This window comes from Citrobacter sp. LJND-P06 (assembly GCF_058188415.1).
Window position 1 is genome coordinate 1,685,153 of the sequence record NZ_CP187317.1, and the last position, 22,317, is coordinate 1,707,469.

Genomic DNA, 22,317 nt, shown 5'->3' on the forward strand with positions numbered 1-22,317 from the left:
ATAATGAATCAGACCAAACTCTATCCGGTCGTGATGGCGGGTGGCTCCGGTAGCCGCTTATGGCCGCTTTCCCGCGTACTTTATCCAAAACAGTTTTTATGCCTGAAGGGCGATCTCACGATGCTGCAAACGACCATTTGTCGTCTGAACGGCGTGGAGTGCGAAAGCCCGGTGGTGATTTGTAATGAACAGCACCGCTTTATCGTTGCGGAACAACTGCGCCAGTTGAACAAGCTGACCGAGAATATCATTCTCGAACCGGCAGGGCGTAACACCGCCCCTGCAATTGCGCTGGCGGCGCTGGCGGCAACGCGCCACAGCCCGGAGAACGACCCGTTGATGCTGGTGCTGGCGGCCGATCATGTGATTGCCGATGAAGAGGCGTTCCGCACGGCGGTACGCAACGCTATACCGTATGCCGATGCGGGCAAACTGGTGACGTTTGGGATCGTGCCGGATCTGCCGGAAACCGGCTATGGCTATATTCGTCGCGGCAATGTCACTCCAGGTAAGCACGATGCCGTCGCGTTTGACGTCGCGCAATTTGTTGAGAAACCGGATCTCGAGACTGCGCAGTCGTGGGTGGCAAGCGGCGACTACTACTGGAACAGCGGCATGTTCCTGTTTCGCGCCGGGCGCTATCTGGAAGAGTTGAAAAAATACCGTCCCGATATTTTTGACGCCTGTGAGAAAGCGATGAGCACCGTTGACCCCGATCTCGATTTTATCCGCGTGGAGGAAGAGGCATTTCTCGCCTGTCCGCAAGAGTCGGTGGATTACGCGGTGATGGAACACACGGCGGATGCTGTGGTTCTCCCGATGGACGCGGGCTGGAGCGATGTGGGGTCGTGGTCTTCGCTGTGGGAAATTAGCGCGCATACGGCGGAAGGCAATGTCCATCATGGCGATGTGATCAGCCACAAAACCGAGAACAGCTATGTGTATGCCGAATCCGGCCTGGTCACCACGGTGGGCGTGAAGGATTTGGTGGTTGTACAGACCAAAGATGCTGTGCTGATTGCTGACCGTAATGCGGTACAGGATGTGAAAAAAGTGGTGGAACAAATCAAAGCCGACGGACGCCACGAGCACCATATTCACCGCGAAGTTTACCGTCCGTGGGGCAAATACGATTCCATCGACGCGGGCGACCGCTACCAGGTGAAACGGATCACCGTGAAGCCGGGCGAAGGGCTTTCCGTTCAGATGCACCATCACCGCGCCGAACACTGGGTTGTGGTAGCGGGTACCGCAAAAGTCACCATTGATGGTGATATCAAATTGCTCGCTGAAAACGAGTCTGTCTACATTCCTCTGGGCGCGACCCATTGCCTGGAGAATCCGGGAAAAATTCCGCTCGATTTAATCGAAGTGCGCTCCGGTTCGTATCTCGAAGAGGACGATGTGGTGCGGTTTGAGGATCGCTACGGGCGGGTGTAACGCCTTTATTGCGCCCGGTGGCGCTGCGCTTACCGGGCCTACGATTCTCCAGGTCGGATAAGAGAAGCGCCATCCGACAATAATAAAAAAACAATTTTGGCCTTTTACGGGTCAGGGCTAACTGTTGCCTGAAGAAGGGTAAAAACATGACGAAATTAACCTGTTTCAAAGCCTACGACATTCGCGGCAGGCTGGGCGAAGAGCTTAACGACGAGATCGCGTGGCGCATTGGTCGCGCTTATGGCGAATTCCTGAAACCGAAAACGGTCGTGCTGGGCGGTGACGTCCGTCTGACAAGCCAGGCGCTAAAACTGGCGCTGGCGAACGGGTTGCAGGATGCCGGCGTTGACGTGCTGGATATTGGACTTTCCGGCACCGAAGAGATCTATTTTGCCACTTTCCACCTCGGCGTGGACGGCGGTATCGAAGTGACGGCCAGCCACAACCCGATGGACTACAACGGCATGAAGCTGGTGCGCGAGGGCGCCCGGCCAATCAGCGGCGACACGGGGCTGGGCGATATCCAGCGTCTGGCCGAGAACAATGACTTCCCGCCGGTGAACGACGCAAAGCGCGGCAGCTACACACAAATCAGCCTGCGTGACGCCTATATTGATCATCTGCTCGGCTATATCAACGTCAACAACATCACCCCGCTGAAGCTGGTGATTAACTCCGGCAACGGGGCTGCGGGGCCGGTGGTGGATGCCATCGAAGCCCGTTTTAAAACGCTCGGCGCGCCGGTTGAGTTTATCAAAGTCCACAACACGCCGGACGGTAACTTCCCGAACGGGATACCGAATCCGCTGCTGCCAGAGTGTCGGGCGGATACCCGCAATGCGGTGATTGAGCATGGCGCAGATATGGGCATTGCGTTTGACGGCGATTTCGACCGCTGCTTCTTCTTCGACCAGACGGGACAGTTTATTGAGGGCTACTACATCGTCGGCCTGCTGGCGGAGGCGTTTCTGGAGAAGCATCCGGGCGCAAAGATCATCCACGACCCGCGTCTTTCCTGGAACACCGTTGATGTGGTGACGGCGGCGGGCGGCACGCCGGTGATGTCGAAAACCGGTCATGCGTTCATCAAAGAACGGATGCGTCAGGAAGACGCCATCTACGGCGGCGAAATGAGCGCCCATCACTATTTCCGTGATTTTGCCTATTGCGACAGCGGGATGATCCCGTGGCTGCTGGTGGCTGAACTGGTGTGCCTTAAAGGACAGTCGCTGGGCGAAATGGTGCGCGACCGGATGGTGGCGTTTCCGGCAAGCGGAGAGATCAACAGCCAACTGGCCGAGCCGGTATCGGCGATGGGACGCGTTGAACAGCACTTTGCGGGCGAGGCGCTGGCGGTGGACAGAACCGACGGCATCAGCATGTCGTTTGCCGACTGGCGTTTCAATTTGCGCTCGTCAAACACCGAGCCGGTGGTGCGTCTTAACGTTGAATCGCGTGGCGATATTCCGCTGATGGAAGCGCGAACGCGCACTCTGCTGGCGTTGTTGAATCAGTAATGTCAGTGCTTCTCTTATCCAGCCAGGGAATGGCTGGATAAGGGCTAAGAACAGGAACAACGATGACAAATCTAAAAAAGCGCGAGCGAGCCAAAACCAATGCATCGTTAATCTCTATGGTGCAACGCTTTTCAGATATCACCCTCATGTTTGGCGGGCTGTGGGTTGTCTGCCTGGTGAGCGGCTTGCCATTTCTGTATATGCACCTGTTGGTGGCCTTAATTACGCTGGTGGTGTTCCAGATGCTGGGAGGCATCACGGATTTTTACCGCTCCTGGCGCGGGGTCAAAATTTCGACGGAACTGGCGCTGCTGCTGCGCAACTGGACGCTGAGCCTGGTGTTTAGCGCGGGTTTAATCGCCTTTAATAACGACGTTGAGAACCGTCCTGCCGTCTGGCTGGCGTGGTATCTGCTCTCAAGCGTTGGGCTGGTGGTCTGTCGTTCGTTGATTCGTTACGGGGCTGGCTGGCTGCGCCATCGTGGCTACAACAAACGGCGGGTGGCGGTGGCGGGAGATTTGCCCGCCGGTCAGGCGTTGCTGGAGAGTTTTCGCAACGAACCGTGGCTGGGTTTTGAGGTGGTCGGCGTGTATCACGATGCGAAACCGGGCGGCGTGTCATCGGACTGGGCGGGCAATCTGCGACAACTGGTGGACGATGCCAAAGCGTCACGCATTCATAACGTTTATATCGCCATGTCGATGTGTGATGGCGCACGGGTGAAAAAACTGGTGCGAGAACTGGCTGACACCACCTGCTCGGTGATTCTGATCCCTGACGTTTTCACCTTCAATATTTTGCACTCCCGCATCGAAGAGGTGAGTGGCGTGCCGGTCGTGCCGCTGTATGACACGCCGCTTTCGGGCATCAATCGTCTGCTTAAACGTGCCGAAGACATTGTGCTGGCGTCGCTGATTTTGTTGCTGATTTCTCCGGTGCTGTGCGGCATTGCGCTGTCGGTCAAGCTGACGTCTCCCGGCCCGGTAATTTTCCGCCAGACGCGCTACGGCATGGATGGCAAACCGATCAACGTGTGGAAGTTCCGATCCATGAAAGTGATGGAAAACGATGCGGTGGTCACCCAGGCGACGCAAAACGATCCGCGCGTCACCCCCGTGGGTAACTTCCTGCGCCGCACGTCGCTGGACGAGTTACCGCAGTTTATCAACGTATTGACGGGCGGTATGTCCATCGTGGGCCCGCGCCCCCATGCGGTGGCGCATAACGAGCAATACCGCCAGCTTATCGAGGGTTACATGCTGCGTCACAAGGTGAAACCGGGCATTACCGGCTGGGCGCAAATCAACGGCTGGCGCGGTGAGACTGACACATTAGAGAAGATGGAAAAGCGGGTTGAGTTTGATCTTGAGTATATCCGCGAATGGAGCCTGTGGTTCGACATCAAGATTGTCTTTCTGACCGTGTTTAAGGGCTTTGTTAACAAAGCGGCTTACTGAGGAACGAGGATGAGTTTACGCGAAAAAACCCTCAGCGGCGCCAAATGGTCGGCGATGGCAACTGTAGTCATTATTGGGCTGGGACTGATTCAGATGACGGTGCTGGCGCGGATTATCGACAACCATCAGTTTGGTCTGTTAACCGTTTCACTGGTGATTATTGCGCTGGCCGACACCCTCTCGGACTTTGGTATCGCCAACTCGATTATCCAGCGTAAAGCGATAAGCCACCTCGAACTGACCACGTTGTACTGGCTCAATGTCGGTCTGGGGCTGGTGGTGTGCGTGGCGGTGTTTTTGCTTAGCGACGTGATTGCCAGTGTGCTGAATAACCCCGATCTGGCGCCATTAATCAAAACCCTGTCGCTGGCATTTGTGGTTACCCCCCATGGACAGCAGTTCCGTGCGCTGATGCAAAAGGAGCTGGAGTTCAACAAGATTGGCATGATCGAAACCAGTTCGGTGCTGGTGGGGTTTACCTTTACGCTTGTCAGCGCCCATTTCTGGCCGTGGGCGTTAACCGCGATCCTCGGTTATCTGGTTAACAGCGCAGTGCGTACGCTGCTGTTTGGCTATTTTGGCCGCAAAATCTATCGCCCCGGACTGCACTTTTCGCTGGCATCCGTCTCATCGAACTTACGTTTTGGCGCGTGGCTGACGGCAGACAGCATCATCAACTATGTGAATACCAATCTCTCAACTTTGGTGCTGGCGCGCATTCTTGGCGCAGGCGTGGCGGGGGGATACAACCTGGCGTACAACGTGGCAGTCGTTCCGCCGATGAAACTCAATCCCATCATCACCCGGGTGTTGTTTCCCGCATTTGCCAAAATTCAGGACGATACCGAAAAGCTGCGGATTAACTTCTACAAGCTGCTGTCGGTGGTGGGGATCATTAACTTCCCTGCGTTACTTGGCCTGATGGTGGTGGCGGATAATTTTGTACCGCTGGTCTTTGGCGAGAAATGGCGCGGCATTATTCCGGTGCTGCAACTGTTGTGCGTGGTGGGATTGCTGCGCTCCGTTGGTAACCCGATTGGCTCGCTGTTGATGGCGAAAGCGCGCGTTGATATCAGCTTCAAATTCAATGTGTTCAAAACGTGCCTGTTTATTCCGGCGATTCTCGTCGGGGGTCATCTGGCGGGCGCGATTGGTGTCACGCTGGGCTTTCTGCTGGTGCAAATCATCAACACGGTGCTGAGTTACTTCGTGATGATAAAACCGGTGCTGGGTTCCAGCTATCGTCAGTACATCCTGAGCTTATGGCTACCGTTTTATCTCTCTTTACCGACGCTGGCGCTGAGTTATGGCCTGGGCGTTGCGTTGCAAGGGCATCTGCCGCTCGGCGTATTGCTGGCAACGCAAATTGCGGCGGGCGTACTGGCCTTTGTCGTGATGATCGTGGCATCGCGCCATCCGTTAGTGGTGGAAATAAAGCGCCAGTTTTGTCGCAGCGAAAAAATGAAAACACTGCTACGTGCTGGGTGAATATTGCCGGATGGCGACGTTTACACGTCTTATCCGGCCTACGAATTGACGTGCTGTAGGCCGGGTAAGGCAAGAACCGACCTCCGGCAATAAATATTTGAGGTAACGAATGAAATTATTAATTTTGGGCAACCATACCTGCGGCAACCGTGGCGACAGTGCGATTTTACGCGGCCTGTTGGATGCCATTCATCGGCTGGAACCCGACGCACAAGTCGACGTGATGAGCCGTTATCCGGTGAGCTCTTCCTGGTTACTTAATCGTCCGGTGATGGGCGATCCTATCTGGCTGCAAATGAAGCAGCACAACAGTGCGGCAGGCATGATGGGACGGGTGAAAAAAGTGCTGCGCCGCCGTTATCAACATCAGGTTCTGCTCTCGCGCGTCACGGATACCGGCAAGTTGCGCAACATCGCGATTGCCCAGGGCTTTACGGACTTTGTTCGCCTGTTGTCGGGCTACGACGCGATTATCCAGGTTGGGGGATCGTTTTTCGTCGATCTATACGGCGTACCGCAATTTGAGCATGCGCTGTGTACGTTCATGGCGAAAAAACCGCTGTACATGATCGGTCACAGCGTCGGCCCGTTCCAGGACGACCAGTTCAACCGGCTGGCGAACTATGTTTTTGGACAGTGTGATGCGTTGATCCTGCGCGAAGCGGTAAGCCTTGAACTGATGAAGCGCAGCGACATCACGACGGAAAAAGTGGAGTCCGGCGTGGACACCGCGTGGCTGGTGGAGCGTCACCATGAGGATTTTGAGGCGGCCTACACGGTGCAACACTGGTTGGACGTCGCCGCGACGCAGAAGACCGTTGCTATCACGCTGCGTGAACTGGCGCCATTTGATAAACGGTTGGGCACCACTCAGCAGGCCTATGAACAAGCGTTCGCCGGGGTCGTGAATCGCATTCTGGAGGAAGGGTATCAGGTGATTGCACTCTCAACCTGTACCGGGATCGACAGCTATAACAAAGACGACCGTATGGTGGCGCTGAACTTACGCCAGTATGTCAGCGATCCGTCGCGCTACCACGTGGTGATGGACGAACTGAACGATCTGGAGATGGGAAAAATTCTTGCCGCCTGCGAACTGACCGTGGGAACACGCCTGCACTCCGCGATTATCTCGATGAACTTTGACACCCCGGCGATTGCCATCAATTACGAACATAAGTCGGCCGGGATCATGCAGCAACTGGGGTTGCCTGAGATGGCTATCGATATTCGCCATCTGCTGGATGGAAGTCTGGAAACCCGGGTTGCCGATACGCTGGGGCAGTTGCCGGAGCTGAACACGCGCGTTTCTGCCGCCGTGACGCGTGAGCGTGAGCAGGGGTTACGCATGGTCGAATCGGTGCTGGTGCGCATCAGGGAGGGAAAATGAAGGTCAGCTTCTTTTTGCTCAAATTCCCGCTGTCCTCAGAGACGTTTGTTCTCAACCAAATCACCGCGTTTATCGACATGGGGTTTGAGGTCGACATTGTTGCGCTACAGAAGGGCGATTTACACAATACTCACGCGTCATGGACGAAATATGGCCTGGAAGCCAAAACCCGCTGGTTGCAGGCGGAGCCGACAGGGCGCCTCGCAAAACTGCGCTATCGCGCAATCAAAACGCTGGCGGGACTGCATCGGGCGCCGACATGGAAAGCGCTAAACGTTACCCGCTACGGTGCTGAGTCACGCAACCTGATCCTGTCTTCTATTTGCGCTCAGGCCACGGCACCGTTTGATGCGGATGTCTTTATCGCCCATTTTGGGCCTGCCGGAGTAACGGCGGCGAAACTGCGGGAACTTGGGGTACTCAAAGGTAAGATAGCCACCGTATTCCACGGCATTGATATTTCGAGTCGGGAAGTGCTTAACCACTATACGCCTGAATACCAGCAGTTGTTTCGCCGCGGTGATGTAATGCTGCCCATCAGCGACCTATGGGCTGCGCGCCTGAAAGGGATGGGCTGTCCGCCGGAGAAAATCGCGGTTTCACGCATGGGCGTGGATATGGCGCGGTTTACCCATCGACCGCTTAAAACGCCCGCCACGCCGCTGGAGATTATCTCCGTTGCCCGCCTCACCGAGAAAAAAGGGCTGCATGTCGCCATTGAAGCCTGTCGGCTGCTGAAAGCGCGCGGCGTGGATTTCCGCTATCGCATTCTGGGGATCGGTCCGTGGGAAAGACGCCTGCGCACGCTTATCGAGCAGTACCAACTGGAGGACGTGGTTGAAATGCCCGGTTTTAAACCCAGTCATGACGTAAAAATACTGCTCGATCAGGCTGATGTCTTTCTCCTGCCTTCGGTCACCGGCGCAGACGGGGATATGGAAGGTATTCCCGTGGCGTTGATGGAAGCAATGGCGGTCGGTATTCCGGTCATCTCGACGGTGCATAGCGGGATCCCGGAACTGGTGGAAGCAGGAAAATCCGGCTGGCTGGTGCCTGAAAACGACGCCCCGGCGCTGGCCGAACAACTGGCCGCATTCAGTCGAATCGACGGTGATGCGCTTCGACCGGTGGTGCAACGCGCTCGTGAAAAAATTGAGTCTGATTTTAACCAGCAGGCGATCAATCTTCAGCTCTCCAGCCTGCTGCAAACGCTATAAATTGAGGTTGTATGCCAGAGAAGACACTCTCCCGACGCACCTTTCTGACGGCAGGCTCCGTCCTTGCCGCACTCCCGATCCTCCATACTCCGCTTGCCCGTGCCGTTGAACCCCGAAAGACCGTCAATATCCAGGAATATAATCCGCAGGACTGGGTAGCTTCGTTCAGACGCGCTTTCGATGACGCGCAAACTGTCGTGGTGCCTGCCGACGTGGTCTGCGAAAACATCAATACGGGGATTTTCATCCCGGCCGGCAAAACGCTGCACATATTTGGGCGGCTAAGCGGCAATGGCAGAGGGCGGTTTGTGCTACAGGATGGCTGCCAGGTCACAGGGGAGGGGGGCGGTAGCCTGCACAATATCACGCTGGATGTGCGCGGTTCGGACTGTGTTATCAAAGGGATTGCCATGAGCGGGTTTGCGCCGGTAACTCAGATCTATATTGGCGGCAAAAAAACGCGGATTATGCGCAATCTGCTCATTGATAGCATCACGGTGACGCAGGCGAACTATGCCATTCTGCGACAGGGATTCCATAACCAGGTTGACGGCGCGCGGATCACCCATTGCCATTTCAGTGATCTTCAGGGCGATGCGATTGAATGGAATGTGGCGATTAACGATCGCAATATTCTGATTTCGGATCATGTCATTGAACGTATCAACTGTACTAACGGCAAGATTAACTGGGGGATTGGTATTGGGTTAGCGGGAAGCACCTACGACAATAGCTACCCGGAAGAACAAACGGTGAAAAATTTTGTGGTGGCGAATATCACCGGCTCAGATTGTCGGCAACTGATCCATGTTGAAAATGGCAAGCATTTTGTCATTCGCAATGTGAAAGCCCGGAATATCACACCGGATTTCAGTAAGAAAGCAGGGATAGATAATGCCACTGTGGCAATATATGGGTGCGATAATTTTGTGATCGATAATATTCACATGGTGAATAGTGCTGGAATGCTAATTGGCTACGGTGTGGTCAAAGGTCGATATTTATCCATCCCGCAAAATTTCAAATTGAATGATATTCATCTCGATAATACTCATCTTGCTTATAAGTTACGCGGCATCCAAATCTCTTCCGGAAACGCGACCTCGTTTGTGGCGCTCACTAACATCGAGATGAAACGGGCGACGCTGGAGCTGCATAATAAGCCGCAGCATCTTTTTTTGCGTAATATCAATGTGATGCAGGTATCCACCACGGGGCCAGCCCTGAAAATGTACTTTGATCTGCGCAAAGATGTGAGAGGGAAGTTTATGGCCAAACAAGATACGTTGCTGTCGCTGGCCAACGTACGTGCGGTGAATGAGAAAGGGCAGAGCTCAGCCGATATCGACAGCATCAACCATCAGGTTGTCAATGTTGAAGATATCAATTTCAGGCTGCCGGAGCAGGGGCGTTAGTTTTATGTACCTTCATGAAAACACAACTCTATTCTTCAGATTATGGCTACTGCATTCTCTGGATAAGCGGCGTAACATCTTCAACAGAGCCGCCATGTAATTCATGCTGGCTAAAACATGTTAAAGAGCTATAATTCAGCAACCATTTTACAGGTGGATGAAATAATGATTAATTTGAAAGCAGTTATTCCGGTAGCGGGTCTGGGTATGCACATGTTGCCTGCCACCAAGGCAATCCCCAAAGAGATGCTGCCGATTGTCGACAAACCTATGATTCAGTACATTGTCGACGAGATTGTGGCTGCTGGGATCAAAGAAATCCTCCTGGTCACTCACGCGTCCAAAAACGCGGTCGAGAACCACTTCGACACCTCCTATGAATTAGAATCGCTTCTTGAGCAGCGAGTGAAACGCCAACTGCTGGCGGAAGTACAGTCTATCTGTCCTCCGGGCGTGACGATCATGAACGTGCGCCAGGCGCAACCTCTCGGTTTGGGCCATTCTATTCTGTGCGCGCGTCCGGTAATCGGCGATAACCCATTTGTAGTTGTATTACCTGACATTATTATCGATAACGCCAGCGCTGACCCACTGCGTTATAACCTTGCTGCCATGGTGGCCCGCTTCAATGAAACCGGCCGTAGCCAGGTACTGGCGAAGCGCATGAAAGGCGACCTTTCAGAGTATTCTGTTATCCAGACGAAAGAAGCACTGGATAATGAAGGTAAAGTAAGCCGCATCGTTGAATTCATCGAAAAGCCGGATCAGCCGCAAACGCTCGACTCTGACCTGATGGCGGTGGGCCGCTATGTCCTCTCTGCGGATATCTGGGCTGAACTCGAAAAAACTGAACGAGGTGCCTGGGGTCGCATCCAGTTGACTGACGCTATTGCAGAACTGGCGAAAAAACAATCTGTTGACGCAATGCTGATGACCGGCGACAGCTATGACTGCGGCAAAAAAATGGGTTATATGCAGGCATTTGTGAAGTATGGACTGCGTAACCTGAAGGAAGGGCCGAAGTTCCGTAAGAGCATTGAGAAGTTGCTGAGCGAATAACACGCGTCAGTCTTTTGGGCGCTGTTGACAGAAAAAATGATAACGGCAGAGAACATCCCAGGCAGCGGTGCTGATGCTAATTGGATGTTCTCTGCCGTTTTGTTTTATAAAAATAAAGTAAAATCAATGAGTTAGATGGTAAAAAATCATCAGGAATTTGTCGAATTTTCCTTGTTTCCGAAAGCGTTTGGTAAGACAATTAGTGTTTAAGTTTTTGAGAGCTCCACCTGAAACGGTGCGGCTTGTAAACATCTTTAGAATGTACGCAGTGCGCTGGTAGCTGTTAAGCCAGGGGCGGTAGCGTGCATAAATACCTCGCAATTTAATCCTGGATCAGCAGATTGAATGCGGATCTACAAATGCAATTCGGAATAAAACGTGAAAATACTTGTTACTGGTGGCGCAGGTTTCATTGGATCTGCCGTTGTTCGTCATATAATTAAAAATACGCAGGATACCGTCGTTAATATTGATAAGTTAACCTATGCCGGTAATCTTGAATCACTTATTGATGTTTCAGATAGTGAGCGTTATTTGTTTGAACATGCAGACATTTGCGACTCAGTTAAGATGGAACGTATATTTACGGAGCATCAACCCGACGCCGTAATGCATTTGGCTGCTGAAAGTCATGTTGACCGTTCTATCACCGGCCCGGCTGCATTTATTGAAACGAATATTGTGGGTACCTATACTTTACTGGAAGCGGCGAGAAAGTATTGGTCTTCATTAGCCAGTGAGAAAAAAGCGGCTTTCCGTTTTCACCATATTTCTACTGATGAAGTGTATGGCGATCTTCCGCACCCGGATGAATTAGCTAACAACGAGAAACTTCCTCTGTTTACGGAAACGACGGCTTACGCGCCAAGCAGTCCTTATTCTGCATCGAAAGCCTCCAGCGATCATTTGGTACGTGCGTGGATGAGAACTTATGGTCTGCCGACAATTGTCACTAATTGCTCAAATAATTATGGCCCTTATCATTTTCCGGAAAAATTAATTCCGTTAGTCATATTAAACGCCCTGGAAGGTAAATCCCTGCCGATTTATGGCAAAGGTGATCAGATTCGCGATTGGTTGTATGTCGAAGATCACGCCCGCGCGCTCTATACCGTGGTGACTGAAGGTAAAGCAGGCGAGACCTACAATATCGGAGGGCACAATGAGAAGAAAAACCTCGATGTTGTACATACCATCTGCGACCTGTTGGATGAAATAGTACCGAAAGAATCATCCTATCGTGAACAAATCACCTATGTTGCCGACAGACCGGGTCATGATCGTCGTTATGCTATTGATGCTGACAAAATTAGCCGCGAATTAGGCTGGAAGCCCGAAGAGACGTTTGAGAGCGGCATTCGCAAGACAGTGGAATGGTACCTTGAGAATACACAATGGGTCGCGAATGTTAAAAGTGGCTCATATCAGACGTGGATTGAACAGAATTACGAGGGGCGTCAGTAATGAACATCCTTCTGTTTGGTAAGACAGGACAGGTAGGGTGGGAATTACAACGTGCCCTGGCACCTCTTGGCAACCTGACCGCTCTTGATCTTCATTCAAAAGATTTTTGCGGTGATTTTAGTAACCCAGAAGGTATTGCTGAAACCGTTCGGAAAATTCGTCCCGATGTAATTGTTAATGCGGCAGCCCATACTGCAGTTGATAAAGCTGAAACAGATCGTGAACTCTCCGAGTTATTGAATGCCCGCAGCGTAGAAGCGATTGCAAAAGCAGCTGCCAGTATTGGCGCGTGGGTAGTACATTACTCTACCGATTATGTCTTCCCAGGCAACGGCGAAACGCCATGGCGTGAGACCGATGCCACAGCACCGTTGAATGTTTATGGTGAAACGAAGCTTTCGGGTGAGCTTGCCCTGCAAAAGCATTGTGAAAAGCATCTTATTTTCCGCACCAGTTGGGTATACGCAGGTAAAGGCAATAACTTCGCCAAGACGATGTTGAAACTGGCAAAAGCGCGTGAAGAACTTTCTGTCATTAACGATCAGTTTGGTGCGCCTACTGGTGCAGAACTGCTGGCAGACTGTACGGCGCATGCGATTCGCGTGGCATGGAATAAACCAGAAGTGGCAGGGCTTTATCATCTGGTTGCAAGCGGGACAACGACATGGCACGACTATGCAGCACTGGTATTTGAAGAAGCACGTAAAGCCGGTATTGAGCTTACGTTGAACAAGCTGAATGCCGTACCAACAAGTGCTTATCCTACCCCGGCCAAACGGCCAGCAAACTCGCGCCTGAATACAGAAAAATTCCAGCACAATTTTGGCTTAACGCTACCTTCATGGGAAAAAGGCGTTAAGCGCATGCTGGAAGAGCTGTTCACTACAACTTCAATCTAACATATTACTTTTAATGCCCCTCTGTGGGCATTTTCTGTTTGAGAATGCAAAATGAAAACTCGTAAAGGTATTATTCTGGCAGGTGGCTCGGGTACGCGTCTTTATCCGGTAACGATGGCGGTAAGTAAACAGCTGCTGCCGATCTTCGATAAACCGATGATTTACTACCCGCTGTCTACACTGATGCTGGCTGGCATTCGCGATATTCTAATTATCAGTACGCCACAGGATACGCCTCGCTTTGAGCAGTTGCTCGGCGATGGCAGCCAGTGGGGTCTTAACCTGCAATATAAAGTTCAGCCAAGCCCGGATGGCCTCGCGCAGGCCTTTATCATTGGTGAAGAGTTTATTGGTCAAGATGATTGCGCTCTGGTCCTGGGCGACAATATCTTTTACGGTCACGATCTGCCTAAACAGCTGGCTGCGGCAGTTGATAAAGAGAGTGGGGCCACCGTATTTGCCTATCATGTTAACGATCCAGAACGTTACGGCGTGGTTGAATTTGATAAAAACGGTACAGCCATCAGTTTGGAAGAGAAACCTCTGGAGCCGAAAAGCAATTATGCGGTAACGGGGTTATATTTTTATGACAATGATGTTGTAGAAATAGCGAAGAGCCTGAAACCTTCACCGCGCGGTGAGTTAGAAATCACCGATATTAACCGCATCTATCTTGAGCAAGGGCGTATGTCAGTAGCCATGATGGGCCGTGGGTATGCGTGGCTGGATACGGGCACACATCAAAGCTTGATTGAGGCAAGTAATTTCATTGCCACAATTGAAGAACGCCAGGGTCTGAAAGTTTCTTGCCCGGAAGAGATTGCCTACCGTAAAGGGTTCATTGATGCAGAGCAAGTGAAAAAGCTGGCCGAGCCGCTGAAGAAAAATGCTTACGGGCAATATCTGCTTAAAATGATTAAAGGTTACTAATTAGGGAAAATGAAATGATTATTCAAATGATACCTCTGCAAAAACATGGAGATGAAAGAGGTCTATTAATAGCTTTAGAAGAAGAAAAAAACATACCGTTCCCTATTAAAAGAATATATTATATTTTCGATACAAAAAAAGGTGTCAGGCGTGGTTTTCATGCTCATATAAAAACTCGACAATTGGCTGTTGTAGCTAGGGGTGCGTGTAAATTTCATATGGATGATGGGAAGGAAAAAAAAGAAATAGAACTTAACGATCCATCAGTAGGTTTGCTGATAGAACCTCTAATATGGCACGAAATGTATGATTTTAGCGAGGATTGCATATTGATGGTCATAGCTGATGATTACTACAAAGAATCAGATTATATCCGTGATTATGAAGATTTCATATTCAGAGCAGATACTAATGAAAATTCATAAGCTCAGTGACGTACAAACTACTAATATTGGTATAGGTACAACGATTTGGCAATTTGTAGTAATCTTAGAAAAAGCCAAAATTGGAAAAAACTGCAACATATGTGCAAATTCATTTATAGAAAATGATGTCTATATAGGCGACAATGTAACAATAAAAAGTGGCGTCTATATTTGGGATGGAATAACTATTGAAGATAACGCTTTTATCGGTCCATGTGTGGCATTTACCAACGATAAATATCCACGTTCAAAAGAATATCCTGAGTCATTCCAGAGAACAATTGTTAGAAAAGGCGCATCAGTTGGAGCAAATGCTACCATACTTCCAGGAACTGAGATTGGCGAGTATGCAATCATAGGTGCAGGAAGCGTTGTAACTAAAAATGTTCCTTCATATGCTATTGTCGCAGGCAACCCAGCAAAATTTATTAAATGGATTGAAAAAAAATGAAAACAGTAAAGTTTTTGGATCTTTTTGAAATCAATAATCGTCAAAATAAAGATCTCATTTCGGCTTTTAAAAGGGTGCTTGATTCTGGTTGGTATATTATGGGGAATGAGCTATCTGCATTCGAACAAGAATTTGCTGATTATTGTAAGGTCAAATATTGCATAGGAGTCGCAAATGGGCTTGATGCCTTAAATCTTGTGTTACGAGCCTGGAAAGAGTTGGGGTATTTGAAAAATGGCGATGAGGTCATTGTACCAGCGAATACATATATAGCCTCTATCTTGGCAGTTACAGAGAACAATCTTATACCTGTCATGGTTGAGCCGGATATAGGTTCTTACAACATCGACCCAAAAGCGATTGTGAAAAGTATTACTCCTAAGACAAAAGCGATATTACCAGTTCATCTTTACGGTCAACTATGTGACATGAAGTCTATTATCGCGATTGCAAAGCAACATAACTTACTTGTTCTGGAAGATTGCGCGCAAGCCCATGGAGCATCCAGTGATGGTATAAAAGCCGGGGCTTGGGGAGATGCTGCAGGTTTCAGCTTTTATCCTGGTAAGAATTTAGGCGCACTTGGCGATGCTGGAGCTATAACTACGGATGACCCAACTTTAGCGAATACGCTAAAAGCATTAAGAAACTATGGGTCACATAAAAAGTATGAAAACTTATACGAAGGGCTGAACAGTCGTCTTGATGAATTACAGGCGGCATTTCTCAGAGTCAAAATCCCCCATCTTGATTCTGATACAAATATTCGTAGGGAAATTGCTCAGCGATATATGAGTGAAATAAAAAACGATAAAATAATATTACCACTAGTAAAAGAACCAAATTCTCATGTTTGGCATCTATTCGTGGTAAGAACTGACGATAGGAATAAATTACAACAGTATCTCACTGATAACAGCATTCAAACATTAATCCACTACCCTTTACCTCCACATAAACAACAAGCATATAAAAAATATTCGTGCCTTCAGCTACCTGTGACAGAAAAAATACATGAAGAAATTTTATCATTGCCATTAAGTCCTGTAATGAAGGATGATGAAGTTGATTATGTAATTCAGAAAATGAACGAATATATATAATGAAACATTTTTTTAAGGTTACTATTCTTTCAGCTACTTACACTTTTTTGAAGATGTTAGCTGGTTTTGCTATAGGAAAAGTGATTGCTATCTATACAGGTCAGGCAGGGATTGCTGTGCTTGGACAGGTACAAAGTTTTATCAACATAGCGACAGGAATAGTAACTGCGCCGGTTGGTAGTGGTTTAGTACGCTATACTGCTGAGAATTGGGAAGAGGGAGAAAAAGCATGCGCTCCGTGGTGGAGTGCATGTCTTCGAATTACAATAATCGGGATGATAGTACTTATCCCATCAACCATTTTGTGCTCTCAGTGGCTATCATTCCTGCTTTTTAAGGAACAACACTACCAGTGGTTTATCATTTTTGCTGCATGTTTTTTGCCACTATCAGTTGCAAATGTATGTATTGCATCAGTAATTAACGGACAGCAAAAATATAGGCAGTATATATTTTTGGGTATGCTGTCAGTGATTGTTTCCACAGTAATAATGATACTTTTAGTTATTCTGTTTAAACTTAAGGGCGCGTTAATTGCAACTGTTCTTTATAGTGCAATTTCAGGGGTGGTGCTCATTCTTGCCTGCGTCAATAGAACATGGTTTAAATATCAATACTGGTTTATGCGAGTAAATATAAGACAGATTAAACCAGTATTGAATTATAGCCTAATGGCATTAATTACGGCATTGGCAATGCCGCTTGCTTTATTAGCTGTCCGCAATATGCTAATCGATATGACCGGCTGGAAAGATGCTGGGAATTGGCAAGCTGTGTGGAAAATATCAGAAGTCTACCTTAGTGTTGTCACTGTTGCTCTTTCAACTTATTTACTACCTCGGTTATCAGCATTGAAATATGCTGGGCTGATGAAGAAAGAAATTAATACTCTCTCACCAACAGTAATTAGTATAACGGCAGTATTGGCATTGATCGTGTTTATGTTGCGGGATTTAATCATTACTATTTTATTTACAGAAGAGTTTCGCGCAGCGAGAGATTTATTTATCTATCAATTAATCGGAGATGTGGCTAAAATAGCTGGTTTTCTTTATGCTTATCCAATTTTAGCTCAAGGGAAAATAAAGGTTTATATTGGTTCGGAGATTGTTTTTTCATTAGGATTAGTATGTCTAAGCTTTATTTCAATAAAGTCACTGGGAGTTCAGGGGGCAAGTATAGGATATATGTTGAATTATATTTTATATTTCTTATTTGCTTTTATTTATACAAATATTGTGGACCATCACAAAGATAAAAAGGAAAAAGCATGAGGATTATTTTTCCTGTCTTGGGATTTGGTAAGGCTGGAGGAGAAAGAGTTTTATCTAAGCTAGCTACAGGATTGGTTGAACGCGGACACGAGGTTTTCTTTATATCGCCACAAAAAAATGGGAAGCCATATTATCCAACCAAAGCTAAGGTTTTGCATGTAAAAGATGAGGTTAGGTTTTCGCGTCTAATTAACTTCATAATTAATTTCTTTAAAGTCATTATTTATGCTCGAGCTTTGAAAGCTGATACTGCTATTGCTAGCTTTCATCTTACTGTTTTTATAGTACTTTTCTTGGGAATTAAAACCAAAAAATATTACTATATACAAGCATATGAGGTCGTGTTTTTTAAATCCACTTTCAGAAAGTTTATAGCAAACCTGACTTACTATCTACCATTAAAAAAAATTGTTAATAGTCAACTCCTTTTACCTAAAAAAATAAACAATTATGTAGGGATCGTACCAGCAGGTATTGACATAAATGTATTTAAACCTTTATTGGTGAATAATATAGATAAATATAATATAGGATTTATCGGTAGAAAGGAAAAGCATAAAGGTACACATGAACTTGTTAAATTACTATGTGAGTGGCCTAAAATACAAGAAGTACAATTGAATATTGCAGTTTATCTATCGGATGAATCTCGATTGCTCTTACAGAAAAATAAGGTTAAATTTCAGTATTATCCAATCCAAAATGATTATGATTTAGCGGCTTTTTATAATAGCAATGGACTAATCCTTGCTGTGGGTCTCGTAGAGGATGGGGCGTTTCATTATCCCTGTGCTGAAGCAATGGCCTGCGGGTGTGCAGTCATTTCAAACTATGCGCCTCTTTATAATACGCATTCTTTACTACGACTGAAAACCTATGAATCAATTCAGATTCAAGACAAGATCAATCTCTTTTTTAACATGTCGGAGCAACAGTACTTGAATGAAATAAAAAGTAATATACAGAATGTTCAGGAGCTTTCCTGGAATAATGTGTATGAGATGTTGAATAATATTATCATCAATAATTAAAATTTAAATGGTATAGTAAATGAAAGTTATAGATACTCTGATAGATGATCTTAAAATTATCGAACCTCAAGTTTTTGGTGATAATCGAGGTTTTTTTCTTGAAAGTTATAATAAACAAAAGTTTGAAGAGCACATTGGAAGAAAAATAGACTTTGTTCAAGATAATCATTCATCTTCAGGTCAGGGAGTATTACGTGGATTACATTATCAATTAGAGCCGTATGCGCAGGGAAAACTGGTGCGTTGCACGTTTGGCGAAGTATTTGATGTTGCTGTGGATATTAGGCGATCGTCAGATACTTTTGGCAAATGGGTTGGAGTACATTTATCTGCTGATAATATGAGACAATTTTGGATTCCAGAAGGTTTTGCTCATGGTTTTTTAGTTTTAAGCGAGCGTGCTGAATTTATGTACAAAACTACAAATTATTATTCGCCTATAAGTGAGTGCTCAATCAAATTCAATGATCCTGAGCTAGCCATAGAGTGGCCTACAGATTGTGGTAAATATATTCTTTCGGATAAAGATAAAAAAGCTGCTAGTTTTATAGATAGTATATTATTCAAATAAAATTTTAAATCAGCCAAAATGCTCATATATAGAATAAATATCATATATACTTTAATGTTAATCATTGCCACCGTTTATGCTGTAAGTATCATGCCATACTCAAATGATCATGAAGCATACAGTGATTTATTTAAATATACGATTAATGACCCATCTTTTGAGAGAATGGAACTTGGGTTTCGTACTTCAGTTATAGCATTTAAATCATTATGTAATGATTTAAGCTCTTACTGGCTTCTTTTGGTGGCGTTTTCTTTGGCATTTAAATTTTATGTAATGAAATCTTTTAGTACGAATGGTGCTATATTATTAATACTATATGTATTATATTGTATTTCATTGTTAGCTTTACATGAAGGAACTCAGATTCGTGCAGCTATGGCAATAGCACTTGGATTTGTTGGTTTTCGCTGTAAAAATATCAGTCTAAGTTTGTTTTTCCTTCTTCTGGCAATTGCATTTCATTATTCATCTGCGATATTTATTGTGTTACTCCTGTTAGGGAATGTTATCAAGTCATACAAATTTGTATGGCTAGCAATAGTTATAGGTATAGCTACAATTTTCCCTGTGCTTCTTGAACGAAATTCAGATGTGTTTGTAAACATAAATCCATTATTTAGTTCATATCTTGAGAATTCCGATATGTCGGAGGTAAACAAATACTCATTTACACTGATATTTGCCTTTGCTTTTTTTCTAATTAATTTTTTTGTAGGGAAAAGATTAAGTCGATATCGAGATGATTTACATATCATATTTAAAAAGTATAATTTATTCTCGTTCTTATTTATATGCAGTGTTATCTTACTTGCCGCTTTATCATTCTCACCCGTTCTATCGATAAGATTATATGAGCTTCTTTCCCTAAGCCCATTTGCTATCATTGCATGTTTATATTCGAGATATGTAGATAATGTTGTATTATCATATGCTGACGTAAAGTTGGCCAAACTTAGATTATTACTGTTATTAATCCTCGTAATCATGTCTTTTCATCGTTTCATTGCATATTACTTCGTTAATCCTATTATTAACTTTTGATCTTAGAGATAAAGGAAAACCTCAGTGACCTCGGATATATCTTCGGTAGCAGCCATACTTGTTACATTCAATCCAGACTTGAATAACTTCGGTAAAGTAGTTAATAGTATTTCTGAGCAGGTTAGCCAAATTATAATAATCGATAATGGCTCACAAAATATGAGCGATATTCAGGAGGTTGCATTTCACTCTGCCTCAAATTTAACTTTCATTGACCAAGTTAGGAATATAGGTTTGGCTTCTGCCCAAAATGAAGGCATTCAATATGTTAAAAAAAATCTTAATGTAAAACATATAATATTATTTGATCAGGACAGTATTATAAATAATAACTTCATTGAAAATTTACTAGTAGATGAAAAAGGATTACTCCTGAAGGGTATTAAGGTAGGCGCCATTGGTCCGAGTTTTTATGACCCTGATAATAATAAAATGTATCCTGCAACAATTTATAATGGCCCATTTATCAAACGCGTAAGTTTACATGATGAACCTGTTGAAGCGACTTTTTTAATTGCATCTGGTTGCTTAATACGACTTGACGTACTTAACGATGTTGGTGGAATGCTTGATGAATTGTTTATTGATTATATAGATGTAGAATGGTCCTTAAGAGCAAAACAGAATGGTTATAAGGTTTATATAACACCAAAGGCTTCAATGGCACATACTATTGGAGATAAGAGAATATCAATTATGGGGCGAACTATATCATGTCATAGCCCTTTCAGACGCTATTTTCTTATCAGGAATAGCTTTAAAATGCTAAGGCTGCCGTATGTACCATTAGGTTATAAACTGCGTGAGATAATTTTTAATGGCTTGAGAATAATTGTTGGTTTTGTAACATCATCTAATAAGATGACTTTCCTGAAATATACAATAGCTGCTTTTAAAGATGGTATTTTAGGTAACTTTGGGCCATGTAAATATAAGTTTTAAAATGATAAAAATTGCTCATATTCAACTACTGCCACTTTTAAGTGGTGTACAAAGAGTTTGTCTTGACGAATTAATTCGCTTAGATAATAGTAAATTTGAAAAATATTTGATTTGCAAGGAAAGAGGACCATTAACGGAAGAGGCTCAGAAGTATGGAATAAAATGTTTGTTCGTGCCAAGTTTAGTTAGAAATATATCTTTCATGAAAGATGCAAAATCACTGTACAGTTTATGGAAAATAATACGGTCTAATCATTTCGATATTGTCCACACTCATTCTTCAAAAACTGGAGTATTAGGCAGAATTGCTGCTTGGTTAAATAGAACAAAGTTGATTGTTCATACTGTTCATGGTTTTTCCTTTCCTGTGGCAAAGAATAAATTACAGTATTTGCTATTTTGGAGCATGGAAAAAATAGGTTCATTTTGTGGGGATATAGTAATTTGCCTTCATGAAGATGACGCCAAGATTGCAGAAAAAGTAGTTAAAGTTAATAAGAAGAGTATACATATAATAGGTAATGGGGTTGATATCGTAAAATTTTCACCATATGAACCCGATATAAAAAATTATTTTCGAAGAGAAATAGCTAATTCGGACGTGAATGACTTCATTATTGGCATGATAGGTAGACTTTGGCCTCAAAAAAATCCAATGTGCTTATTACGTGCTGTAGAAAAATTAATAGATAAAAATGAACATGTAAAATGCCTGTTTATTGGGGATGGTGAGTTAAGTAATGAGATGATGAGCTTTATTAAGTCGAGGAATTTAGAGAGTAATGTAAAGTTACTTGGTTGGCGTAATGATACTTTTAATATTCTCAATACCCTTGATGTTTTTGTTTTACCATCATTATGGGAAGGCATGCCACTGGCTATACTTGAAGCTAAAAGTTGTGGTATCCCATGTGTCGCCTCAAACATTCCAGGCAATAATGTTATTATAAATAATTTCCATGATGGTCTTCTTTTTAATTTAGATAACGGCCCTGACAATTTATACGATAAATTACAATTGTTAATTGATGATCCAGATATTAGAAAATCGATTGGATCAGCAGCGAGAGAAAGTATAGAATCTGCCTATGATATAGATATAAGAATAGAAAAAATACAAAAGATGTATTTAAGGTTATTACAGCTCAGTCACTAAATAGCTGCGCCCAATAGTAGATCACTTAAAGGGAACTCAGCCCG

The 22,317-nt window shown here is 45.7% G+C and carries 19 protein-coding genes and 2 pseudogenes; all 21 read left to right on the top strand.

Annotated features, from left to right (window positions below):
* Nucleotides 1–3 precede the first annotated feature (3 nt).
* The 21 genes and pseudogenes from cpsB to ACO7SM_RS08120 all read left to right on the top strand — a co-directional run bounded on the left by cpsB (nt 4) and on the right by ACO7SM_RS08120 (nt 22,273).
* On the top strand, nt 4–1,440 hold the full coding sequence (cpsB, locus tag ACO7SM_RS08020) for a mannose-1-phosphate guanyltransferase (RefSeq protein ID WP_490470387.1): 1,437 nt from the start codon (nt 4–6) through the stop codon (nt 1,438–1,440).
* Between the two features lie 146 nt (nt 1,441–1,586).
* Nucleotides 1,587–2,957 carry a colanic acid biosynthesis phosphomannomutase CpsG gene (gene cpsG, locus ACO7SM_RS08025; protein ID WP_490470388.1) on the top strand — a complete coding sequence of 457 codons (1,371 nt, stop codon included), beginning with the start codon at nt 1,587–1,589 and terminating at the stop codon, nt 2,955–2,957.
* A 62-nt stretch (nt 2,958–3,019) separates the two neighbouring features.
* Entirely contained in the window at nt 3,020–4,414 is a 1,395-nt protein-coding gene (gene wcaJ / locus ACO7SM_RS08030; RefSeq protein ID WP_490470389.1) for an undecaprenyl-phosphate glucose phosphotransferase, read from the top strand.
* A 9-nt stretch (nt 4,415–4,423) separates the two neighbouring features.
* Nucleotides 4,424–5,902, top strand: a complete 1,479-nt coding sequence (gene wzxC, locus ACO7SM_RS08035; RefSeq protein WP_490470390.1) for a colanic acid undecaprenyl disphosphate flippase WzxC — start codon at nt 4,424–4,426, stop codon at nt 5,900–5,902.
* A gap of 109 nt (nt 5,903–6,011) precedes the next feature.
* Nucleotides 6,012–7,292, top strand: coding sequence for a colanic acid biosynthesis pyruvyl transferase WcaK (gene wcaK / locus ACO7SM_RS08040; protein ID WP_490470391.1), 1,281 nt, complete (start codon nt 6,012–6,014; stop codon nt 7,290–7,292).
* On the top strand, nt 7,289–8,509 hold the full coding sequence (wcaL, locus tag ACO7SM_RS08045; RefSeq protein WP_490470392.1) for a colanic acid biosynthesis glycosyltransferase WcaL: 1,221 nt from the start codon (nt 7,289–7,291) through the stop codon (nt 8,507–8,509). Before wcaK ends, wcaL begins: the two co-directional genes overlap by 4 nt.
* Nucleotides 8,510–8,520: 11 nt before the next feature.
* Nucleotides 8,521–9,924, top strand: a complete 1,404-nt coding sequence (gene wcaM / locus ACO7SM_RS08050) for a colanic acid biosynthesis protein WcaM (RefSeq protein WP_490470393.1) — start codon at nt 8,521–8,523, stop codon at nt 9,922–9,924.
* 165 nt (nt 9,925–10,089) lie between these two features.
* Nucleotides 10,090–10,983 (top strand): GalU regulator GalF, encoded by an 894-nt coding sequence (galF, locus tag ACO7SM_RS08055; RefSeq protein WP_490470394.1) that lies wholly within the window; start codon nt 10,090–10,092, stop codon nt 10,981–10,983.
* 378 nt (nt 10,984–11,361) lie between these two features.
* Nucleotides 11,362–12,447, top strand: coding sequence for a dTDP-glucose 4,6-dehydratase (rfbB, locus tag ACO7SM_RS08060; protein ID WP_490470395.1), 1,086 nt, complete (start codon nt 11,362–11,364; stop codon nt 12,445–12,447).
* Complete coding sequence (gene rfbD / locus ACO7SM_RS08065) at nt 12,447–13,346, top strand: dTDP-4-dehydrorhamnose reductase (protein ID WP_490470396.1); 900 nt, start codon at nt 12,447–12,449, stop codon at nt 13,344–13,346. Before rfbB ends, rfbD begins: the two co-directional genes overlap by 1 nt.
* A 51-nt stretch (nt 13,347–13,397) precedes the next feature.
* Nucleotides 13,398–14,276, top strand: a complete 879-nt coding sequence (gene rfbA, locus ACO7SM_RS08070; RefSeq protein WP_490470397.1) for a glucose-1-phosphate thymidylyltransferase RfbA — start codon at nt 13,398–13,400, stop codon at nt 14,274–14,276.
* 14 nt (nt 14,277–14,290) lie between these two features.
* On the top strand, nt 14,291–14,701 hold the full coding sequence (locus tag ACO7SM_RS08075; RefSeq protein WP_490470398.1) for a sugar 3,4-ketoisomerase: 411 nt from the start codon (nt 14,291–14,293) through the stop codon (nt 14,699–14,701).
* A pseudogene (locus ACO7SM_RS08080) lies at nt 14,688–14,912 on the top strand (DapH/DapD/GlmU-related protein); the annotation flags it as partial. The gene ACO7SM_RS08075 and the pseudogene ACO7SM_RS08080, both read left to right, overlap by 14 nt.
* A gap of 6 nt (nt 14,913–14,918) precedes the next feature.
* Nucleotides 14,919–15,131, top strand: a pseudogene (locus tag ACO7SM_RS08085) (acyltransferase); the annotation flags it as partial.
* Between the two features lie 17 nt (nt 15,132–15,148).
* Nucleotides 15,149–16,255: a DegT/DnrJ/EryC1/StrS family aminotransferase gene (locus ACO7SM_RS08090; protein WP_490470399.1), complete on the top strand. Its 1,107-nt coding sequence runs from the start codon at nt 15,149–15,151 to the stop codon at nt 16,253–16,255.
* A complete protein-coding gene (locus tag ACO7SM_RS08095) occupies nt 16,255–17,529 on the top strand; it encodes an O-antigen translocase (protein ID WP_490470400.1) in 1,275 nt (424 codons plus the stop codon). Before ACO7SM_RS08090 ends, ACO7SM_RS08095 begins: the two co-directional genes overlap by 1 nt.
* Complete coding sequence (locus ACO7SM_RS08100; RefSeq protein WP_490470401.1) at nt 17,526–18,560, top strand: glycosyltransferase family 4 protein; 1,035 nt, start codon at nt 17,526–17,528, stop codon at nt 18,558–18,560. The genes ACO7SM_RS08095 and ACO7SM_RS08100 overlap by 4 nt, the downstream gene beginning before the upstream one ends.
* 19 nt (nt 18,561–18,579) lie before the next feature.
* Entirely contained in the window at nt 18,580–19,131 is a 552-nt protein-coding gene (rfbC, locus tag ACO7SM_RS08105; protein WP_490470402.1) for a dTDP-4-dehydrorhamnose 3,5-epimerase, read from the top strand.
* Between the two features lie 54 nt (nt 19,132–19,185).
* On the top strand, nt 19,186–20,175 hold the full coding sequence (locus ACO7SM_RS08110; protein ID WP_490470403.1) for an EpsG family protein: 990 nt from the start codon (nt 19,186–19,188) through the stop codon (nt 20,173–20,175).
* A 24-nt stretch (nt 20,176–20,199) separates the two neighbouring features.
* Nucleotides 20,200–21,117: a rhamnosyltransferase gene (locus tag ACO7SM_RS08115; protein ID WP_490470404.1), complete on the top strand. Its 918-nt coding sequence runs from the start codon at nt 20,200–20,202 to the stop codon at nt 21,115–21,117.
* Between the two features lies 1 nt (nt 21,118).
* Nucleotides 21,119–22,273 carry a glycosyltransferase family 4 protein gene (locus ACO7SM_RS08120; RefSeq protein ID WP_490470405.1) on the top strand — a complete coding sequence of 385 codons (1,155 nt, stop codon included), beginning with the start codon at nt 21,119–21,121 and terminating at the stop codon, nt 22,271–22,273.
* Nucleotides 22,274–22,317: the final 44 nt, after the last annotated feature.